This window comes from Ectothiorhodospira marina (genome assembly GCF_900109495.1).
GTDB classification, from domain to species: domain Bacteria; phylum Pseudomonadota; class Gammaproteobacteria; order Ectothiorhodospirales; family Ectothiorhodospiraceae; genus Ectothiorhodospira; species Ectothiorhodospira marina.
Window position 1 is genome coordinate 115,241 of sequence record NZ_FOAA01000008.1, and the last position, 18,046, is coordinate 133,286.

At 60.5% G+C, this 18,046-nt stretch carries 17 protein-coding genes and 2 pseudogenes; 18 read left to right on the top strand and 1 reads right to left on the bottom strand.

Going from position 1 to position 18,046, the window contains the following annotated elements; genetic code table 11:
• The first annotated feature begins 156 nt into the window (after positions 1–156).
• The 6 genes and pseudogenes from msrP (at position 157) to BMY52_RS08670 (ending at position 5,706) form a co-directional block, all read left to right on the top strand.
• The gene (gene msrP, locus BMY52_RS08650; RefSeq protein WP_425429229.1) at positions 157–1,113 is read left to right on the top strand and encodes a protein-methionine-sulfoxide reductase catalytic subunit MsrP; all 957 of its coding nucleotides are present in this window, start codon (positions 157–159) and stop codon (positions 1,111–1,113) included.
• Entirely contained in the window at positions 1,113–1,742 is a 630-nt protein-coding gene (locus BMY52_RS08655; RefSeq protein ID WP_090253462.1) for a protein-methionine-sulfoxide reductase heme-binding subunit MsrQ, read from the top strand. The genes msrP and BMY52_RS08655 overlap by 1 nt, the downstream gene beginning before the upstream one ends.
• 168 nt (positions 1,743–1,910) lie before the next feature.
• Positions 1,911–3,533, top strand: coding sequence for a methyl-accepting chemotaxis protein (locus BMY52_RS08660; RefSeq protein ID WP_090253464.1), 1,623 nt, complete (start codon positions 1,911–1,913; stop codon positions 3,531–3,533).
• Between the two features lie 384 nt (positions 3,534–3,917).
• Positions 3,918–4,042 (top strand): annotated as a pseudogene (locus BMY52_RS15650) (IS3 family transposase); the annotation flags it as partial.
• Between the two features lie 146 nt (positions 4,043–4,188).
• Positions 4,189–4,419 carry a hypothetical protein gene (locus tag BMY52_RS08665; protein WP_090253465.1) on the top strand — a complete coding sequence of 77 codons (231 nt, stop codon included), beginning with the start codon at positions 4,189–4,191 and terminating at the stop codon, positions 4,417–4,419.
• Between the two features lie 825 nt (positions 4,420–5,244).
• A complete protein-coding gene (locus tag BMY52_RS08670) occupies positions 5,245–5,706 on the top strand; it encodes an REP-associated tyrosine transposase (protein WP_090253466.1) in 462 nt (153 codons plus the stop codon).
• Between the two features lie 351 nt (positions 5,707–6,057).
• Here the strand turns inward: BMY52_RS08670 and BMY52_RS08675 are convergent, their stop codons facing one another.
• Entirely contained in the window at positions 6,058–6,915 is an 858-nt protein-coding gene (locus BMY52_RS08675) for an Rpn family recombination-promoting nuclease/putative transposase (RefSeq protein ID WP_090253467.1), read from the bottom strand.
• A gap of 697 nt (positions 6,916–7,612) precedes the next feature.
• Between BMY52_RS08675 and BMY52_RS08685 the strand changes: the two genes are divergently transcribed.
• From BMY52_RS08685 to BMY52_RS08735, 12 genes and pseudogenes are all read left to right on the top strand, one after another.
• On the top strand, positions 7,613–7,858 hold the full coding sequence (locus BMY52_RS08685) for a DUF6364 family protein (protein ID WP_090253471.1): 246 nt from the start codon (positions 7,613–7,615) through the stop codon (positions 7,856–7,858).
• A complete protein-coding gene (locus BMY52_RS08690) occupies positions 7,855–8,160 on the top strand; it encodes a PIN domain-containing protein (RefSeq protein WP_090253473.1) in 306 nt (101 codons plus the stop codon). The genes BMY52_RS08685 and BMY52_RS08690 overlap by 4 nt, the downstream gene beginning before the upstream one ends.
• 160 nt (positions 8,161–8,320) lie before the next feature.
• Positions 8,321–8,440 (top strand): annotated as a pseudogene (locus tag BMY52_RS16020) (MarR family EPS-associated transcriptional regulator); the annotation flags it as partial.
• Between the two features lie 39 nt (positions 8,441–8,479).
• On the top strand, positions 8,480–9,451 hold the full coding sequence (locus tag BMY52_RS08695) for a DUF4351 domain-containing protein (protein ID WP_090253475.1): 972 nt from the start codon (positions 8,480–8,482) through the stop codon (positions 9,449–9,451).
• 418 nt (positions 9,452–9,869) lie between these two features.
• Complete coding sequence (locus BMY52_RS08700; RefSeq protein WP_090253477.1) at positions 9,870–10,208, top strand: MarR family EPS-associated transcriptional regulator; 339 nt, start codon at positions 9,870–9,872, stop codon at positions 10,206–10,208.
• A 6-nt stretch (positions 10,209–10,214) separates the two neighbouring features.
• Positions 10,215–12,011 (top strand): ABC transporter ATP-binding protein, encoded by a 1,797-nt coding sequence (locus BMY52_RS08705; protein WP_090253479.1) that lies wholly within the window; start codon positions 10,215–10,217, stop codon positions 12,009–12,011.
• A 20-nt stretch (positions 12,012–12,031) separates the two neighbouring features.
• Positions 12,032–13,408, top strand: a complete 1,377-nt coding sequence (locus tag BMY52_RS08710) for an AAA family ATPase (protein ID WP_090253481.1) — start codon at positions 12,032–12,034, stop codon at positions 13,406–13,408.
• 174 nt (positions 13,409–13,582) lie between these two features.
• Complete coding sequence (gene pseB / locus BMY52_RS08715; RefSeq protein WP_090253483.1) at positions 13,583–14,593, top strand: UDP-N-acetylglucosamine 4,6-dehydratase (inverting); 1,011 nt, start codon at positions 13,583–13,585, stop codon at positions 14,591–14,593.
• A 4-nt stretch (positions 14,594–14,597) separates the two neighbouring features.
• The gene (pseC, locus tag BMY52_RS08720; protein WP_090253485.1) at positions 14,598–15,755 is read left to right on the top strand and encodes a UDP-4-amino-4,6-dideoxy-N-acetyl-beta-L-altrosamine transaminase; all 1,158 of its coding nucleotides are present in this window, start codon (positions 14,598–14,600) and stop codon (positions 15,753–15,755) included.
• Positions 15,752–16,450, top strand: coding sequence for a pseudaminic acid cytidylyltransferase (gene pseF / locus BMY52_RS08725; protein WP_090253488.1), 699 nt, complete (start codon positions 15,752–15,754; stop codon positions 16,448–16,450). The genes pseC and pseF overlap by 4 nt, the downstream gene beginning before the upstream one ends.
• Before the next feature lie 86 nt (positions 16,451–16,536).
• A complete protein-coding gene (gene pseI, locus BMY52_RS08730; protein ID WP_245740721.1) occupies positions 16,537–17,631 on the top strand; it encodes a pseudaminic acid synthase in 1,095 nt (364 codons plus the stop codon).
• A 59-nt stretch (positions 17,632–17,690) separates the two neighbouring features.
• Entirely contained in the window at positions 17,691–17,957 is a 267-nt protein-coding gene (locus tag BMY52_RS08735) for a hypothetical protein (protein ID WP_090253490.1), read from the top strand.
• Positions 17,958–18,046: the final 89 nt, after the last annotated feature.

Genomic DNA, 18,046 nt, shown 5'->3' on the forward strand with positions numbered 1-18,046 from the left:
GATCAACCCTCGGCCTTGGAGGCGCATGATCGGTCAGCTTGGTTAGACTGACTCTAAACTCTTTGTGCGATGAACGCCGGGCATGCTCAACCTAAGCGCTGACTTATGGTCAAAGCCATGAGCCTGATCAACCAACCGCACATTCCAATGTGAGAGGTGCCTCTCATGGCCCGTTACCGCTACCCCATCCCGCCCAGTCATGAGATCACGCCCCGGGACGTTTATGCCCGGCGCAGGCGATTCATGAAACAAGCAGCCGCCGTGCTGGGCGCCACTGCCCTACCCGGCTTATTCCCGGCCAGCGCCCTGGCCTGGCGGGACCAGGTGTCCGAAGCCGAGCCCGGGCGCCTGGGCACTGACGAAACCCTCACCGACCGGGAAACAGCCACGAGTTACAACAATTTCTTTGAGTTCGGCACAGGCAAGGAAGACCCCAAAAGGCATGCCCAGCAACTGCGTACCGATCCCTGGTCGGTGAGCATTGAAGGCGAAGTAAGACGGCCTGGAACCTACCCCCTGGAGGATATTCTCAAACCCCATGATCTGGAGGAGCGTATCTACCGGCTGCGCTGCGTGGAGGCCTGGTCCATGGTGATCCCCTGGGTGGGTTTTCCCCTGAGGGATCTGCTGCGGCGTTTCGAGCCCACCTCCCGGGCCCGCTTCGTGGCATTCGAGACGCTGCACGACCCTGAGCAGATGCCGGGCCAACGCCGGGACATCCTCGACTGGCCCTATCGGGAGGGTCTGCGCCTGGACGAGGCCATGCATCCGCTGACCCTGCTGGCAGTGGGCATGTATGGCGAGGTGCTGCCCAACCAGAACGGCGCACCACTGCGCCTGGTGGTGCCCTGGAAATACGGTTTCAAGAGCATCAAATCCATTGTCTCCATCCGCCTGGTGGAAGACCGGCCAGTGGGTTCCTGGGAGGCCAGCCAACCCCGGGAATATGGCTTTTATGCCAACGTGAACCCGAACGTGCGACATCCTCGCTGGCACCAGGCCACGGAACGTCGCCTGGGTGAGCGCGGGCGACGCCGTACCGAGATGTTCAACGGCTACGAGGCCCAGGTCGCCTCCCTGTACACTGGCATGGATCTGGAGAAACATTTTTGATGCGGGAACCACGCCCCCCTTCCCTCCCCTGGCATACCCTGGCGCGCCTGGGGGTACTGGCTGCCGCGGCAACTCCACTGGCCTGGCTGCTCTGGGCCTGGCATGCCGATCATCTGGGTGTATTGCCGGAAGAAGCCCTGCTGCATTACCTGGGCCGCTGGGGGCTCTACTGGCTGCTGGCCACCCTGGCCCTGGGGCCGGCGTTCCGCCTGACCGGATGGACAGCCTTCATGGTCGTGCGCCGGCCGATGGGTCTTTGGGCCTTTACCTACCTGAGCCTGCACCTATTGGTCTGGCTTGGCCTGGAACAGGCCTGGCTCTGGGACTTCATCTTCGAGGAGATCAGCCGCATGCTCCACCTGCAGTTAGGAATGATCAGTCTGCTGCTGCTCATTCCCCTGGTGCTCACCTCGGTACGCCGCGCCCAGACACTCCTGGGGCTGCACCGCTGGCGGTGGTTGCATCGCCTCGCGTATCTCTCTGCGGCGGGCGGTCTGTGGCATTTTGCTCTGGTGGACCGGGGAGATCGCCCCGAGGTACTCGCCAGTGTCACCGTCCTGGTAGGCCTGGTGTGCTTTCGCCTGGGCGATGCACTGATCACACGGATGACACAACGCCGGCCAGGCTAAGGCAGCCTACTGCCTGCCCATGGCAACCCCCTCAATCCGGATCGTAACGAGTTGATCACAGTAACAGCGCGCGACCAGGATGCGAGTGCTCAAGAGGCAACTCATCATGCCGATAGACAATGAAACCGAATAGAATGTGCTTGGCGCACCCAATACGGATCCTCAGCCATGCTGTCCTCCCTGACCATCGGCCGTAAACTGGCCGGCTCGTTTGCTATCGTTCTTCTGATCTTGCTGGTGATTGCCGTGATTGGATGGAATGGCCTGAATCGAATGGGCGACGCCCAGGCGCGTATGGCTGACACTTACGAACAGGCCATCTTCCAGGTGCAAAAGGAGGTGGATCACCTGGCCTGGGTGAATGACTTGGCCAACGTCTTCGTATTGGGCTCCGAGTTTCAAGGGCAACTGGACTACACCCAGTGTGATTTTGGGCAGTGGTATTACCGCTTTCGCAACAGCGATGCCTATCAGCAGGCGCCCGGGGAGTTTCGTCGCACCTTCGACGCCATTGAGCAGCCCCACAGGGAACTGCATCAGACCGCTATCCGCATCCTGCGCGCCGTGGAAAACGGCGATCGTGAACGGGGTCTGGAGATCTATCGGGGACCGACCCTGGGCCATCTGGAAACACTTCGCGGATTGCTGAGTGATCTGGGTGCCGGGCTTGCACAGCAACGGGAGGCGGTGAGTGCTCAGGCTGAGCGCACCGCCACCGCATCCACCACCAGCATGAGCATCGCCGCCCTGGTGGCCCTGGCACTGGCTGTGCTGCTGGGCTGGCTATTGACCCGGGCCATCGTCACACCTCTAAAGAACACAACCGCTCACCTGCAATCCATCGCCGAGGGGGACGGAGATCTCACCCAGCGCCTGCCGGCGCAGGGGCGAGATGAGGTGGCGGACCTGTCCCGTGCCTTCAACGGCTTTGCCGAGCGCGTACACGGACTGGTGAAGCAGATGGTAGGGGCCTCCGCGCAATTGGCGGCAGCGGCCGAAGAATTGTCTGCCACCAGTAGTGAGACGCGTCAACAGGTGCGCAATCAGCAGGCAGAAGTGGAGCAGGTGGCCACCGCCATGAATGAGATGGCAGCCACGGTTCAGGAAGTGGCTCGCAATGCTACCGAGGCAGCCAGCACCACACGAAACACCGATGAGCAGTCCAGGGAAGGGACGCAGGAGGTCGAGCGGACCATCGAAACCATTCAGGCGCTGGCCCGGCAGGTGGAAGAATCCGCCGAGGTCATTGGCACGGTCTCGGCAGACAGCGATGAGATCGGCAAGATCCTCGATGTCATCCGGGGCATCGCCGAACAGACCAATCTACTGGCTCTGAATGCGGCCATCGAGGCCGCGCGGGCCGGTGAGCAGGGTAGAGGCTTTGCGGTGGTGGCCGATGAAGTCCGCACCTTGGCCTCCCGCACCCAGGCTTCCACTAACGAGGTGCAGGAGATGATCGAACGCCTGCAGTCTGGTGCCGCAACCGCGGTCAAATCCATGGGCGAAGGGCGCAGCAAGGCCCGCGCGGGCGTGGAGCAAGCGGCTCGCGCAGGCGAGTCCCTGCAAGTCATCAACCGTTCCATAGGAACCATCAATGACATGAATGCCCAAATTGCCAGTGCTGCCGAGGAACAATCCGCCGTGGCCGAAGAAGTCAACCGCAACGTGGTCAACATCAGCGATGGCATTGAGCATGCTGCCTCGGGCGCCGAGCAGATCAATGCCGCCAGCGAAGAGCTGGCCCGCCTGGCTGCGGATCTGCAAGACCGCGTGGGGCGTTTCAAGGTTTGATGAGGGAGGTACACCTGGGGCACTGGCGTATGTCTGGATTGGTCATGCCGGAGCCGTGCTGATCGCCATCGGTCTACTGGCCATGGCCATTTTCCTGCCACGACTGGTGCGGCGCATTCGTCGTGAACCGGTACCGGTCCTGGATGACTTGCCGGACGAGCGTGAACCGCGATGAAACATTGACCATTAAGGGGAGACACCTTTTCCGGTCACCCTTTCCCAAAGGGCCCCAGCTCCCAAGGCCTGCCAACTGACCTTCCGCCTGGCTGGCACCGTGGGAGCCGGCCTGCCGGCGATGCGCCGCGCCAGCAGCGCCCGGGCCAGACAAGGTGCCCACCGCCTTTCAAAAGGGGACAGAGCCCTTTTCCGCACCTTTTCCGCTGAGAGGCGCTGGCCGTGGAGATCGATCTGAATCTACCGGTGCCCCGCGTGATTCGTGTGTTGGAGCGGATCGCCCCTGGCGGGTTAATCCACAGCAACTCCCGCAAGACAATGGCCCCGAGTGCGTCCTGGATGCGGACGGCCCCGTGCCGTACAACACGCACTCGGTTGGGCGGATTTCGAAGACGCCTCGGAACGTGCTACACCCTACGGGGCACCCTCAGCCGGGCCTGAGGGGAATCCCCTTTGGATGCGAGAACACGAGACATGAACCATGCAACTTGAAGCCATCTACCGCTCAGGGCGTATCCACTTCACCACCCCGGTACGCCTGAAACACCACGATATCCGCGTCCGCATAGAAATCCCGGACGAAGAGATCGAATCGGCGCCACAACCCCCTGAGGCTGAGGCTCCGCGGACCACCGCTTCCAGCTTCATTGAAGAACTCAAGGCCATCCAGGCCCCCATCCGCGATCTATTGCAGTCGCCGGAGAACACCTGAGTCTTCCACCAAGGAATGGGATAGGGGTCATGGACAACACACGCCTTGGGCAGCCACGGGCGGATGTACAGGGCCCCAAGGTCCTTCGAAGCATTCTCCACCCCGAAAACCCCGCTCAGGGGCGTATCACGCTGGGCCAACGCCTCGTCGCTGAATCGGGACTCATCCGCCAGATAATAGCGCGGTTGCGGCTGGTAGACCCGCAGAAACCCCGGCGGTTCCGGCCTGATCATCCCGTAAATGTCCTCCCGGGCCGTCCAGCGCTTTGAGCCGTTGGATAGCGTAAAGGGGTCTGTCACCTTTTCTGCTATTGCAAAAAAGTTAGGCCCCACCACAATCCATGTGGCAGGGCCCATGTCGCGCGGCAGGATCCATCCAATGGATCATCCATGACTGAGTGCCTGTTCATCCGTGACTGCCATCAATGGCGACAGGGGTTATTCTCCACATGCGCTACAGCGATACAAGTTGAATATTCCTAAACTGTGAAACCCTTCAAAAGGGGACAGACACCTTTTCCCATGGATCCGACTCAAAAGGGGACAGCCCCTTTTTCCCAAAAGCCCCAACTCCCAGGGCCTGCCAACTGACCTTCCGCCTGGCACCGTGGGAGCCGGCCTGCCGGCGATGCGCTGCGCCAGCAGCGCCCGGGCACAAGCCATGTGCCCGCCGCCTTCGCGGGCGAGCCCGCTTCCACATGGGACCACCTCCCACAGCAGACTCATTCCACAAAGGACTGCCCCGTCCACAGGTGGGTTATGCTGATGTACGCTCCCCCTCTGTGGTACGACACCCACTCTCACCGACTTTCAAAGAGAGAAAAACATGCCAAGGACGGCAAACAGTCATCGCCTGCGGCTCGGACGTTTCAGTGAACCAGGGCGACTCTATCTGGTAACCCTCACATGCCACCGGCGTTACCGGCATTTCACCTCCCTCACTGCCGGTCGCACTTTCGTGGGCGCGTTGATCAGCGTCCGCCATGAGGCAAGAACGCTGTGTTATGTCGTCATGCCGGATCATGCGCATTGGCTCATGCAACTCAAAGTCGGTGCCGACCTATCCAGGGTGGTCCAGAAGGTCAAGTCACTCACCACACGGCAGATGAGATCAGGCGGCGGATTGTCTGGCCCCTTGTGGCAAAAGGGTTTTCATGACCGCGCCTTGCGCAAGGAAGAGGACGTGATAGCGGTGGCGCGCTATGTGATAGCCAACCCTTTGCGGGCAGGACTTGTGGAGAGTATCGGCGCCTATTCCCTATGGGATGCCTGCTGGCTGGATGGCTGAATAAGCCCGATCGTCTCGGGTGGGAAAAGTGGCACCTACCCGTTGCCAGGCGCCGAGCGTGGGAGCCGGCCTGTCGGCGAACCGCTGCGCCAGCAGCGCCCGGGCGAGGCTTTGTGCCCACCGCCTTTCGCGGGCAAGGCCCGCTCCCACAAAAAAAGCCACCCTAAATCCCCCCCCTTGGGAGCCGGCCTGCCGGCGATGCGCTGCGCCAGCAGCGCCCGGGCCAGGCTTTGTGCCCGCCGCCTTCGCGGGCGAGGCCCGCTCCCACAGGGGGCTTGGATCCCATATAGGGGGCTCGGATACCACAGAGAGTCCCGGATCCCACGGGAGCCACCTCCAACAGGAAATCCCTCAGTGAGGCTGGTCCAGTTGCAGGGCCTTCACTTCATCCAGGGACAGACCGGTGGTCTGAGCGATCTGCTCTTCAGTGAGCGCACCCAACTTGAGCAGGTTAATGGCGGTTTCACGAGCATTTTCATGCCGGCCCTTCTGCTCACCCTCCCGCCGGGCTTCACTCAGCAGCGACACTTCATCACGCAGCGCACGCTCCCGCACAAACGCCAGCCGTTGCGCTTCCTCGTCGGCACTGAGCTCCCGGATGCGGCTCATGGCACGCTGGACCGGGTCGTGGACAACCTTGGCCATGATGAATTCCTCCCGCCAATGCTTGAAAAAGGTGATCCAGGCCCGCAACGGACCTTCCGGTAAGCCAAGACGATCCGCCTTGTTCAATTCGATCAGGTTCATCTGCAGGATGTTCCCCAGCGACACCTGTGGCTGGCGTTCATCCCGCATCTCGAACCGCCACACCGCCTGCCGGCGCTCAGCCTCGCTGCCGATGAACAGATCAAAGTCCAGCAAGTGAATCCCCACCGAGGCACGCAGCTCCTGATAGTCTTCGCCCGCATTCAGCTGGGTGCCCAGGGTGCGGGCCAGGTAGAACAGCCCCCGCTTGTGCCAGGCACCATAGCGGCGAACCTGAATCTCCACATTGTAGCAGTGGCCCTGACGATCGCGGGCCAGCACATCCAGGATAATGTACTTGCCGGTGAGCTCACTGGGCTCGATGGTGGGATTGAGTACCTCGACGCTGGCAATGTTCGGGAGATCCGGGCGCAGGTCGTTGATCAGGTCCACCAGCAAATCCGGCGCCTCAGCGAACAGCCGCTTGAACACATAATCGTTGGTAGGGTCGAGGAGATCACTCATCGGGTGGGCTCGGGCTGTTGGGTTTGGCTGATAGTTTGCCAGATCCCGCCTGGTCCCGATCCGAGGAGCTATCCTTGGGTTTTGTGCCCACCGCCATTCGCGGGCGAGGCCCGCTCCCACAGGGGGCTTGGATCCAACTCAAAAGGGGACAGACCCCTTTTCCCAAAGGCCCCAGCTCCCAGGGCCTGCCAACTGACCTTCCGCCTGGCACCGTGGGAGCCGGCCTGCCGGCGATGCGCTGCGCCAGCAGCGCCCGGGCCAGGCTTTGTGCCCGCCGCCTTCGCGGGCGAGGCCCGCTCCCACAGGGGGCTTGGATCCCATATAGGGGGCTCGGATACCACAGGGAGTCCCGGATCCCACAGAGCGCAAAAGGGGACAGACCCCTTTTCTCGGGTAGCACACACCCCCTTGCCCTCCCCCCCCCACAACCCATTACCCTGCCCCCTCTCGTTCACCCCCTGAACGACACAACCCAACACCCCCATGTCGGGCCTCCCAAGGCGTACCGACCCGGCGGTAGCGTGCCCAAACACCCCCCATGCAGCGCGAAGACATCCAATACCGCCTCCGGCGCCTGCTCCAGGACAACCCGCAGCTCACCCAGCGCGACCTGGCCGCAGCACTCTGAAGTGGATGCGGACGGCCCCGTGCCATACAATTCCACGACGTATGCCATACACCTCAAGGAGGTGAAAGTATGGAACAGGAAACCACCAAGGTGACCTTTCGCCTGCCCAAACAGGATGTCGAGTTCGCCCGAGCCTATGCCAAAGCACATGGCATGAGCATGACCGAGGTAATCGATCGGCATTTGCGTCGCCTTCGCGCTCTAGAACGCCATACACCGAGTGCCGAGTTGGAAGCGATTACCGGACTGATCTCCCCTGACCTTGATGCCGAACAGGCGTATCACGACCACCTGAGCGACAAGCATCGATCATGATCATGCTCGACTTGAACGTTCTGCTGGACGTTTTGCAGAAGCGGGAGCCGCATTACCGTGTTTCGGCAGCAGTTTTGGAAAAACTGCTTCGCGGTGATGAAGTGGGTGCGCTCAGCGCACACGCCGCGACCACGGTGTACTACCTGGTAGCACGGTATGCGGATCGGGCTGCAGCTGATCGGGCAATGAGCTGGCTACTCAAGCATTTGCACGTTTGCGCCTGCATCGTTACACGCAACGTCAAGGATTTCACAGCTTCGCCAGTGCCCGCGTTGACGCCGCAGGAATATCTCCTTCGTTAACGTGAGTGGCAAGGCCGGCTCCCACGGGAAGGTCCAGCCAGAATCCACCCTACCCCCTTGCCCCACCCACCCCCAACCATTACCCTACTCCCAACTTGTTCACCCCCTGAACAAGCCACCCAAACCCCAGGACGGGCCTCCCAAGGCACCCCGCCCCGGCGGTAGCGTGCCCAAAGCCCGCCTCACCCGAGAATTCCTGCAACGCAAACGCGCCGAACACGAAGCCATCCGCCAGGAGATCGAAACCCTGGAGGCCGAACAAAACACCGAACCGGACTAAAGGGGTCTGTCACCTTTCTTCCTTGCAACAGGAATGCGCATGACAGCCCAAGACACCGACAGGCCCACGGACCACGACAGCCCCTGGAAGGAGGCCCTGGAGCACTACTTCCAGGAATTCACGCAGTTGCTGTTCCCGGCGATCCACGGTGAGGTGGACTGGTCCCGGGGTTACAATCCCATGGACAAGGAACTGCAGCAGATCACGGCGGATGCCAACACGGGTCGGCGCCACGCGGACAAGCTGATCCAGGTGTATGCCCGGGATGGCAGCGAGACCTGGGTGTTGATCCACGTGGAAGTCCAGGGCGAGCCGGAGGAAGGATTTGCGCAGCGGATGTACACTTACCAGTACCGCCTGCGGGATCGCTATGAGGTGGATGTGGTGAGTCTGGCGGTACTGGCGGACACCCGCGAGAGCTTTCGGCCCTCAGCCTTCCAGTACGCGCGATGGGGCTGCAAGTTGTCTTTCACGTTCCCCATGGCCAAGCTGATCGACTGGGAAGCCCGCTGGGCGGACCTGGAAGCCAGCGACAATATCTTTGCCTTGGTGGTGATGGCGCAGATCAAGGCCAAGCGCATCAAGGACGGTGCCACGCGCAAGGATGTCAAGATCGCCCTGGTTCGGCTGCTGTACGAACGGGGCTATAGCCGCGAGCAGATCGTGCAGTTGTTCAGGATCATCGATTGGATGATCCAGCTGCCTCGAGCGCTGGAAGCGGGGTTTGTGCAGGCGGTCTACGCCCTACAGGAGGAGAAGAAGATGCCTTATGTGAACACCATTGAACGCGTTGAGCGTGAGAAAGCGCTTCAGCAGGGGCTTGAACAGGGTCTTGGCCAGGGTCGCCAGCTGGAAGCCCGTCGTATTCTGCAGCGGCAGCTGAGAAAGCGCTTCGGGGACTTGCCCGATTGGGTTTCAGAGCAGTTGGAGGCGGCGGATGTCGACCAGCTGGAAGCATGGTCTGATGAGATTCTCTTTGCTGAAAGCCTTGATACGCTATTCAGGCACTGAGCTCTCGCGCCCACTCCCACTGAGCGAAGCAACCCAACCCCCCCAGGACGAATCTCCCAAGGCGCAAAAGGGGACAGCCCCCTTTTCCCAAAAGCCCCAGCTCCCAGGGCCTGCCAACTGACCTTCCGCCTGGCACCGTGGGAGCCGGCCTGCCGGCGATGCGCTGCGCCAGCAGCGCCCGGGCCAGGCCAGGTGCCCGCCGCCTTCGCGGGCGAGGCCCGCTCCCACAGGGGGCTTGGATCCAGCGCAAAAGGGGACAGACCCCTTTTCTCGGGTAGCACACACCCCCTTGCCCTCCCCCCCACAACCCATTACCCTACCCCCCTTTCGTTCACCCCCTGAACGACACAACCCAACACCCCCAGGACGGGCCTCCCAAGGCGTACCGACCCGGCGGTAGCGTGCCCAAACACCCCCCATGCAGCGCGAAGACATCCAATACCGCCTCCTGCGCCTCCTCCAGGACAACCCGCAGCTCACCCAGCGCGACCTGGCCGCAGAACTCGGCGTATCCGTCGGCAGCACCCACTACAGCCTCAAGGCCCTCATCGACAAAGGCTGGGTGAAGGCCAACAACTTCGCCCAAAGCGGCCAGAAACAACGCTACCTCTACCAGCTCACCCCCACCGGCATCACCCGCAAGGCCCGCCTCACCCGCGAATTCCTCCAACGCAAACGCGCCGAACACGAGGCCATCCGCCAGGAAATCGAAGCCCTGGAAGCCGAACTGAACGCCGAACCGGACGCGGACAAATAACACCCCATGCTCAGCACCTACCGAAAAGCCCTCGCCCTACTCACCCCCCGCGAACGCCGCCGGGGCAGCCTCGTGCTGGTCATGGTCATCCTCATGGCCCTGCTGGAAACCGCCGGCGTGGCCTCCATCATGCCCTTCCTGGCCGTGCTCGGTAATCCCGAGGTGGTGCACACCAACGCCCTCCTCTCCAGCCTTTACGAAGGCCTGGGCTTCACCAGCACCCAAGGCTTCCTCATGGCCCTGGGTGGCGCGGTCTTCACGCTCATGCTCATCTCCGCCGTGTTCCGCATCATCACGCACTACGTGATGAACCGCTTCATCGAGATGCGCCGCCACAGCCTGGGCGAACGCCTGCTGGAAACCTACCTGCGCCAGCCCTACGCCTACTTCCTCAACCGCCACAGCGGCGACATGGCCAAGAGCATCCTCTCCGAGGTGGACCAACTCATCGCCAGCGTCTACCGCCCGGGCTTCACGGCCCTGTCGCACATCATCGTCGCCCTGGCCCTGATCGGCCTGCTGCTTATCGTCAACCCCTTGATGGCGCTCACCATCGCCGCTGTGATGGGCGGCCTGTACATCGCCATCTTCCTGGGCGTGCAGGGCCTGCTCGGCCGCATCGGCCGCGAACGCGCCAACGCCAACAGTCAACGCTTCACCACTGCCGGCGAGGCCCTGGGTGGTATCAAGGACATCAAGCTCCTGGGCCGGGAATACGCCTACCTGTCCCGCTTTCGCCCCGCCTCCGTGCTCTTCTCCCGGCACATGGCCACCAGCCAGACCCTCTCCCAAGTGCCCCGGTACGGCATCGAGGCCGTGGCCATCGGCGGTGTGCTCGCACTCACCCTGTACCTCATGGCCACCATCGGCAATATCGGCGACCTGCTGCCCATCCTGGGCTTGTACGCCTTTGCCGGTTACAAACTCATGCCTGCCTTGCAACATATCTACGCCGGCATGAGTCATATGCGCTTTGGCACCGCTGCCGTCGACGACCTCCACCAGGACCTGCACCAGCGCGCCGCCCTGGCTGAGATCCACGAGCGCGCTAGCCAGCCCCTCGCCCCTCAGTGCGACGTCCGCCTCAACCGCGTCAGCTTCACCTACCCCAACGCCCAAACCCCAGCCCTCAAGGATATCGACATAACCATCCCCGTAGGCCAGTCCGTGGCCCTGGTGGGCAGCACCGGCGCCGGCAAGACCACCCTGGTGGACCTCATCCTGGGCCTGCTGCAGCCCACCCAGGGCCACCTCAGCGTGGACAACATCACCATCACCCGCGACAACCTGCGCGCCTGGCAACAAACCCTGGGCTACGTCCCCCAAGACATCTTCCTGAGCGATGCCAGCATCACCGAAAACATCGCCCTGGGCATCCCCAAAGAACGCATCGATCCCGCTGCCGTGGAACGCGCCGCCCGCATGGCCCAGGTGCACGACTTCATCATCACCGACCTGCCCCAAGGCTACGACACCGAAGTGGGCGAGCGCGGCGTACGCCTCTCCGGCGGCCAGCGCCAGCGTATCGGCATTGCCCGCGCCCTCTACCACGACCCGGCCATCCTGGTGTTCGACGAAGCCACCAGCGCCCTGGACAACGTCACCGAAAGGGCCGTGATGGAGGCCATCAACAACCTCCATCAACAGAAGACCATCATCCTCATCGCGCATCGACTGAGCACAGTGAAGGGGTGTGATCGGATCTACATGCTACAGCAGGGAGAGGTCGTTGGTTCCGGGCGGTACGAGGAGTTGCTGGCCGGGGATATGGGATTCCGGGCCATGGCAGAATCAGCAGTCTGAGCATCGGATATACTGCGTATATGGAATTCAGGGCACACATCAAGAACCTGGGGGCCGTCGAAGAGGCGACGATCAACGTCAAGCCCTTGACCCTGATTGCTGGGGAAAATGCCAGCGGGAAAAGCTTTGTAACCAAGGGGCTCTATTGCCTGCTGGAGGCCATGAGCAAGGATTACCTCACGGAAACCATCAGCCGGAACACTCGATCCATCGAGATGGACCTGGTCACCCTCGATGCGATGATCAAGCAGCCCGCAGCCATTGATGCGCAGTTCATCAAGGAGATGACAGAGCAGCACCTACCGCAATTAGCGAAACTTGCCGATCTCTCCCGAGACGCCAACTTTGCTCAGCAACAGGAACTGCTCCCAGCCTCCCCAAACCCCCTCACCAGCTTGCTGAATCGGCTACGCGACTACCGTCACCAGAGAGCGCGTGTGGCCAGAATGGCCAAGGCCGTGGAAGTCGTCGACAGCATCATCAAGGCCGCCGAAGAAATTCAGGCTCATTTCAGTCATGCAAAATCCGCTGTCACCCAGCGAATCAAGGACCAAGTGGCTGACAACCTCAAACACAATCTTCAAATCACCAATCTGGCCGCCTTGATCAATCACAACACTCGTCAAGCCGCCTCCGTCTCCATCGATGCGCTGGGCACCCTGAATATCAATATGCAGGGCGGGGTTGACTTCAGCCTGAAATCCGATGGCCTCCAGGAAGTTCAGCAACTTCAGAAAGTCATCTTTATCGACTCACCGGTTTATCTCAATATACAGAAAGGGCTCACAAGAAAGCGAGTAGGCCTTTGGGCAGCTCGCAGATTGAAAGAAGACCGGTATTTGCAAGGATATCCTCGCTACGTGGATCAACTCTATTCCCTCATTGGCGAGCAATATATTGATGAGCCAGACTTTCAAGAGATCAGCGAAGAAATCCAGTCGCTGCTAAATGGACGACTGACATTATCCCAAAGCGGCGAGCTGGTATACACTGCAAGCACGGGGCAGCAATCACCTCTTTCTCTTACCGCCATGGGGGTCTGCAATCTGGGCTTGATTGAGTTGCTCTTGCGTAACAACCTGATCAATAAGGGTGCATTTCTTATCATCGACGAGCCAGAGGCGCACGTCCATCCCAAATGGCAGGTGGCACTCATGGACATCCTGTACAAGATTGCCAAGGCCGGTGCTAATGTGATCATTGCCACCCACAGCATAGACATGGCCAAGAAGACCGAGTTATTAATGAAGCGAGACTCAATCGCCAAAGAGATCATCTCGGTCAACAAGATGCCTTCCAGCAAACTGCCTTCCACGGCAGATGAGCTGGATAAAATTGCCGAAGTGCTGGAGGACCTCAGCACGCCATTTTATGAGATGTATTTACAGGGAATCTGATCAATGCGATTGCTGGATTTCAAGGAAAGAATGAACACAGAGTGTTCAACAGCAGCGCAGCCTGTTCCGCGAATGACGTTAAAGGCATCGTCAGCTCAGTGAGAGTCGTGCCAGCCTCAAGAATAGCGCAAGCGTTGCACTGAAACCCGACTGGAAGCCAAACCGCAAACCACCATGCTCAATAACAAATCCATCCTCATCACCGGCGGCACCGGCTCCTTCGGCCAAGCCTTCACCCGCACCGTCCTGGAACGCTACCCCGGCATCAAACGCCTGGTGATCTACTCCCGCGACGAACTCAAACAGTTCGAAATGGAGCAGACCTTCAGCACCAAGGACTACCCCGGCCTGCGCTACTTCATCGGCGACATCCGTGATCAGGACCGCCTGCGCCGCGCCCTGCATGGCATTGACACCGTCATCCACGCCTCGGCCCTCAAGCAGGTCCCTGCCGCTGAATACAACCCCTTCGAGTGCATCAAGACCAACATCCTCGGTGCCCAGAACCTGGTGGAAGCCTGCCTGGACAACGGGGTGGAAAACGTCGTGGCGCTGTCCACCGACAAGGCCGCCGCGCCCATCAACCTCTACGGCGCCACCAAGCTGTGCTCCGACAAGCTCTTCACCGCCGCCAACAACATCCGCGGCCACCAGGACATCCGCTTTTCCGTGGTGCGCTACGGCAATGTCATGGGCAGCCGCGGCTCGGTGATCCCCTTCTTCCTGGAAAAACGCAAGACCGGCATCCTCCCCATCACTGACCCGGCCATGACACGCTTCAACATCAGTCTTCAGGAAGGCGTGGACATGGTCCTCTGGGCACTGGAAAACGCCCAGGGCGGTGAGATCTTCGTCCCCAAGATCCCTAGCTACCGCATCACCGACGTGGCCAAGGCCATCGGCCCCGAGTGCGAACACCCCATCATCGGGATTCGACCCGGGGAAAAGATCCACGAGGAAATGATCACCGACAGCGACAGCTACAACACGGTCGACCTGGGGCAGTACTTCGCCATCCTGCCCATGGCCGCCAAATACACCCGCGAGCACTACTGCAAGACCCACGACTGCCATCCGGTGGAACCTGGTTTCGCCTACAACAGCGGCACCAATCAGGACTTTCTCAGTGTGGAACAGTTGCGCACCTTGATCCGCCAGCACATCGACCCCACGCTACCGGAATGATGCCATGATCCCTTACGGTCGCCAGGACATCACCGAAGACGACATCCAGGCCGTGGAGCAGGTGCTGCGCTCCGACTGGCTCACCCAGGGCCCCATGGTGCCCCGCTTCGAGCAGGCAGTCGCCAGTTACTGCGGCGCGGCCCACGGTGTGGCGGTGAACAGCGCTACCAGCGCCCTGCACATCGCCTGTCTAGCGCTGGACCTTGGCCCCGGCGATTGGCTCTGGACCAGTCCCATTACCTTCGTCGCCTCGGCTAATTGTGGGCTTTATTGCGGCGCTCGGGTCGACTTCGTCGACATCGACCCCCTTACCTATAACATGAGCCCCGAAGCGCTGGCTGAGAAGCTGTCCGTGGCAGAGCGCGAAGGACGTCTGCCCAAGGTCGTGGTGCCTGTTCACCTATGCGGGCAATCCTGCGACATGGTCACCATTCATGCCCTGAGTAAGCGTTACGGCTTTCACATCATTGAAGACGCATCCCATGCCATCGGCGGCCGCTACAAACGCGAACCGGTAGGCTGTGGCCGCTATAGCGACATCACCGTGTTCAGCTTTCATCCCGTGAAGATCATCACTACTGCTGAGGGTGGCATGGCCGTGACCAATGATGAGGAAATTGCCAAGCGTATGGCACGACTGCGCAGCCACGGCATCAGCCGGGATCCGCAAGAGATGGTGGGAAATCCAGACGGGCCCTGGTACTACCAACAGATTGAACTGGGCTTCAATTACCGTATGACCGATCTCCAAGCGGCGCTAGGCCTGCAACAGCTGGCACGTCTGGATACCTACGTGGCCCGACGTAATAGGTTGGCAATGCACTATGACAAGGCACTGGTTCATCTACCCGTGACGACACCTTGGCAGCGGCCGGATTGTGTGTCGGGAAGACACCTCTACACGATCCGAGTTAACCCTCAAGCAGGTGTGTCGCGTAGAACGATGTTCGAGCGGCTACGTGAACGCGGAGTGGGTGTAAATGTTCACTATATCCCTGTGCATACCCAGCCTTACTATCTAGCCATGGGATTCCAGGATGGAGATTTCCCTGAGGCGGAGCGTTATTACGGGGAAACAGTCAGTTTGCCCATGTTCCCCACGCTTACCGACCATACCCAAGAAGAAGTCATCCGTGCGGTCACCCAGGCAATTCAGTCATGAACCTTTGCATTATCCCCGCTCGTGGAGGCAGTAAGCGAATCCCTCGCAAGAACATCAAGGAGTTTGCTGGTAAGCCGATGATTGTATGGTCGATCGAGGCTGCATGGGAAAGTGGCGTATTTGATCAGATTATCGTCTCAACGGATGATGACGAGATTGCCGCGGTTGCCTCATCAGCGGGCGCTCAAGCCCCCTTCCGTCGCCCGGGCTATCTTTCAGATGACCATGCCGGCACAACCGAAGTCATCGCCCACGCGACGAATTGGGCACAAAACAAGGGCTGGCGCATCGACGCGGTCTGCTGTCTCTACGCCACGGCCCCATTCGTTCGGGCAGCGGACATAAATGCAGGCCTTGAAACCCTGCTTGAAGGTCATTGGGACTTTTGCTTTACCGCGACTGAATTCGCCTCTCCTATCTTTCGTGCATTCACACAGCGCCAGGAAGGTGGTGTTGAAATGTTTTTCCCGGAACACTTCAAGGAACGATCTCAAGATCTACCAGAGGCATTGCACGATGCTGGACAATTCTATTGGGGAAGACCGGAGGCGTGGTTACAGCATAGAATCATGTTTGGGCCAAAAAGCAAGCCTTTGATTCTGCCCCGGTGGCGTGTACAGGACATCGATACGGAAGATGACTGGAAGCGCGCTGAACTCCTAAAGCCCGTCATCGATCGCCAACATGATATCTAGTAAAACTCTCCCATCCCCACTCATTTCGTCGATCACCAACGAGTTGATTCAGTCGGCACTGCAGCGAATTTACAGGAGCAAGCACGGTGAAGCATCAGTCCGCTAATGCACGGGTCACGATCGGTGGACGCTCTATCGGCACCGGAGAACCTCCCTACGTCGTTGCTGAGATGTCGGGCAACCATAACCACGATCTGGAACGGGCATTACGCATCATAGACGCGGCCAAGGCCGCTGGCGCTGATGCCGTCAAACTGCAGACCTACCGGGCCGACACCATCACCATCGACCATCATGGCGATGAGTTCATCGTCAAAGGGGGGCTGTGGAACGGACGATGCCTGTACGAGCTGTACGAAGAGGCCCACACCCCCTGGGAGTGGCACGCGCCCATCTTCGAGCACGCACGTCGTATCGGTATCACGGTCTTTTCCTCGCCATTCGACCACACCGCCGTAGACTTCCTTGAGGAACTGGGTGCGCCCGCTTACAAAATCGCCTCGCCGGAGCTCATTGATCTTCCGCTGATCCGCAAGGTCGCGCATACCGGCAAGCCGATCGTGATGTCCACCGGGGCGGCAACGCTGGAGGAAATCGGAGACGCCATCCAAGCGGCACGCGACGCAGGTGCGACCGAGTTGGTGGTGCTGCACTGCACAGCGGCCTATCCTGCGCCGCCCGAGGAAACTAACCTGGTGACGATCAAGGCCCTGGCCGAGCGATTTGACGTGGTGGTTGGCCTGTCCGACCACACTTTGGGCACGACGGTATCGGCACTGGCGGTCGGAATGGGGGCGAGCTTCATTGAAAAGCACGTCACCCTGGCACGCGCCGACGGCGGCGTCGATAGCGCCTTTTCGCTCGAGCCTCAGGAATTGGCCGAGTTGGTGACAACGGCACGCATCGCGCAGGCGGCCGTCGGCAGGCCCACCTTCGGGCCCACGACATCGGAGGCTAGCGTGCTCAGAAACCGCCGATCCCTGTATGTGGTGAAGCCCATCGCTAAAGGGGAGGTGCTGACGCTCGACAACATACGCTCAATTCGGCCTGCCAACGGTCTAAAACCCAAGCACCTCGACGCTGTGCTTGGGCAACGCGCGGCGCGCGATCTCTCCTTTGGGGAACCGCTGAACTTTGAAATGATCACAGGCTACTCGGAAGAAGGCAGCGCTCTACGCTAGCGATTTGACTCGGAATGCTTCCGGATACGCACCTGCATAACCAAATAAAAAGGCATACTATGGCCGATTCGACACTTTGCAAGCACGAACTGGGCTTTCTGCAAGTTGCAGACAAGCCATCGCCGCAAGCACTTGCGGACTACTACGAGCAAACCTACTTCCAGAACGAATCCGGCAACTACCGCAAGCGCTACTCAGCCTTGGAAACCGAGGTCATCAGCCTGCGCATCGCCCAGCGCGCGGCGCAGGTTGTGGGGCTCACGGGCCGCGAGACCCCCGGTAGCATGCTGGATGTAGGTTGCGGTGAAGGCTTTGCCATCATCTGAATCCGTGGCGAATCTCGCCCGCCCGGCCAGAAATCCGCCCTGGCAGGGGCGCGATCCCGCGAAGGATGCTGTGACCGGTGGCCAACCAG

What these genes read in the sequence shown, in the direction of transcription:
- BMY52_RS08670 (WP_090253466.1), top strand. Translation starts at nt 5,245, where the DNA reads ATGCCAAGGACGGCAAACAGTCATCGCCTGCGGCTCGGACGTTTCAGT.
- pseB (WP_090253483.1), top strand. Translation starts at nt 13,583, where the DNA reads ATGCTCAATAACAAATCCATCCTCATCACCGGCGGCACCGGCTCCTTC.
- pseF (WP_090253488.1), top strand. Translation starts at nt 15,752, where the DNA reads ATGAACCTTTGCATTATCCCCGCTCGTGGAGGCAGTAAGCGAATCCCT.
- BMY52_RS08710 (WP_090253481.1), top strand. Translation starts at nt 12,032, where the DNA reads ATGGAATTCAGGGCACACATCAAGAACCTGGGGGCCGTCGAAGAGGCG.
- BMY52_RS08705 (WP_090253479.1), top strand. Translation starts at nt 10,215, where the DNA reads ATGCTCAGCACCTACCGAAAAGCCCTCGCCCTACTCACCCCCCGCGAA.
- BMY52_RS08735 (WP_090253490.1), top strand. Translation starts at nt 17,691, where the DNA reads ATGGCCGATTCGACACTTTGCAAGCACGAACTGGGCTTTCTGCAAGTT.
- BMY52_RS08695 (WP_090253475.1), top strand. Translation starts at nt 8,480, where the DNA reads ATGACAGCCCAAGACACCGACAGGCCCACGGACCACGACAGCCCCTGG.
- BMY52_RS08690 (WP_090253473.1), top strand. Translation starts at nt 7,855, where the DNA reads ATGATCATGCTCGACTTGAACGTTCTGCTGGACGTTTTGCAGAAGCGG.
- BMY52_RS08655 (WP_090253462.1), top strand. Translation starts at nt 1,113, where the DNA reads ATGCGGGAACCACGCCCCCCTTCCCTCCCCTGGCATACCCTGGCGCGC.
- BMY52_RS08685 (WP_090253471.1), top strand. Translation starts at nt 7,613, where the DNA reads ATGGAACAGGAAACCACCAAGGTGACCTTTCGCCTGCCCAAACAGGAT.
- BMY52_RS08700 (WP_090253477.1), top strand. Translation starts at nt 9,870, where the DNA reads ATGCAGCGCGAAGACATCCAATACCGCCTCCTGCGCCTCCTCCAGGAC.
- pseC (WP_090253485.1), top strand. Translation starts at nt 14,598, where the DNA reads ATGATCCCTTACGGTCGCCAGGACATCACCGAAGACGACATCCAGGCC.
- BMY52_RS08675 (WP_090253467.1), bottom strand. Translation starts at nt 6,915, where the DNA reads ATGAGTGATCTCCTCGACCCTACCAACGATTATGTGTTCAAGCGGCTG.
- BMY52_RS08660 (WP_090253464.1), top strand. Translation starts at nt 1,911, where the DNA reads ATGCTGTCCTCCCTGACCATCGGCCGTAAACTGGCCGGCTCGTTTGCT.
- BMY52_RS08665 (WP_090253465.1), top strand. Translation starts at nt 4,189, where the DNA reads ATGCAACTTGAAGCCATCTACCGCTCAGGGCGTATCCACTTCACCACC.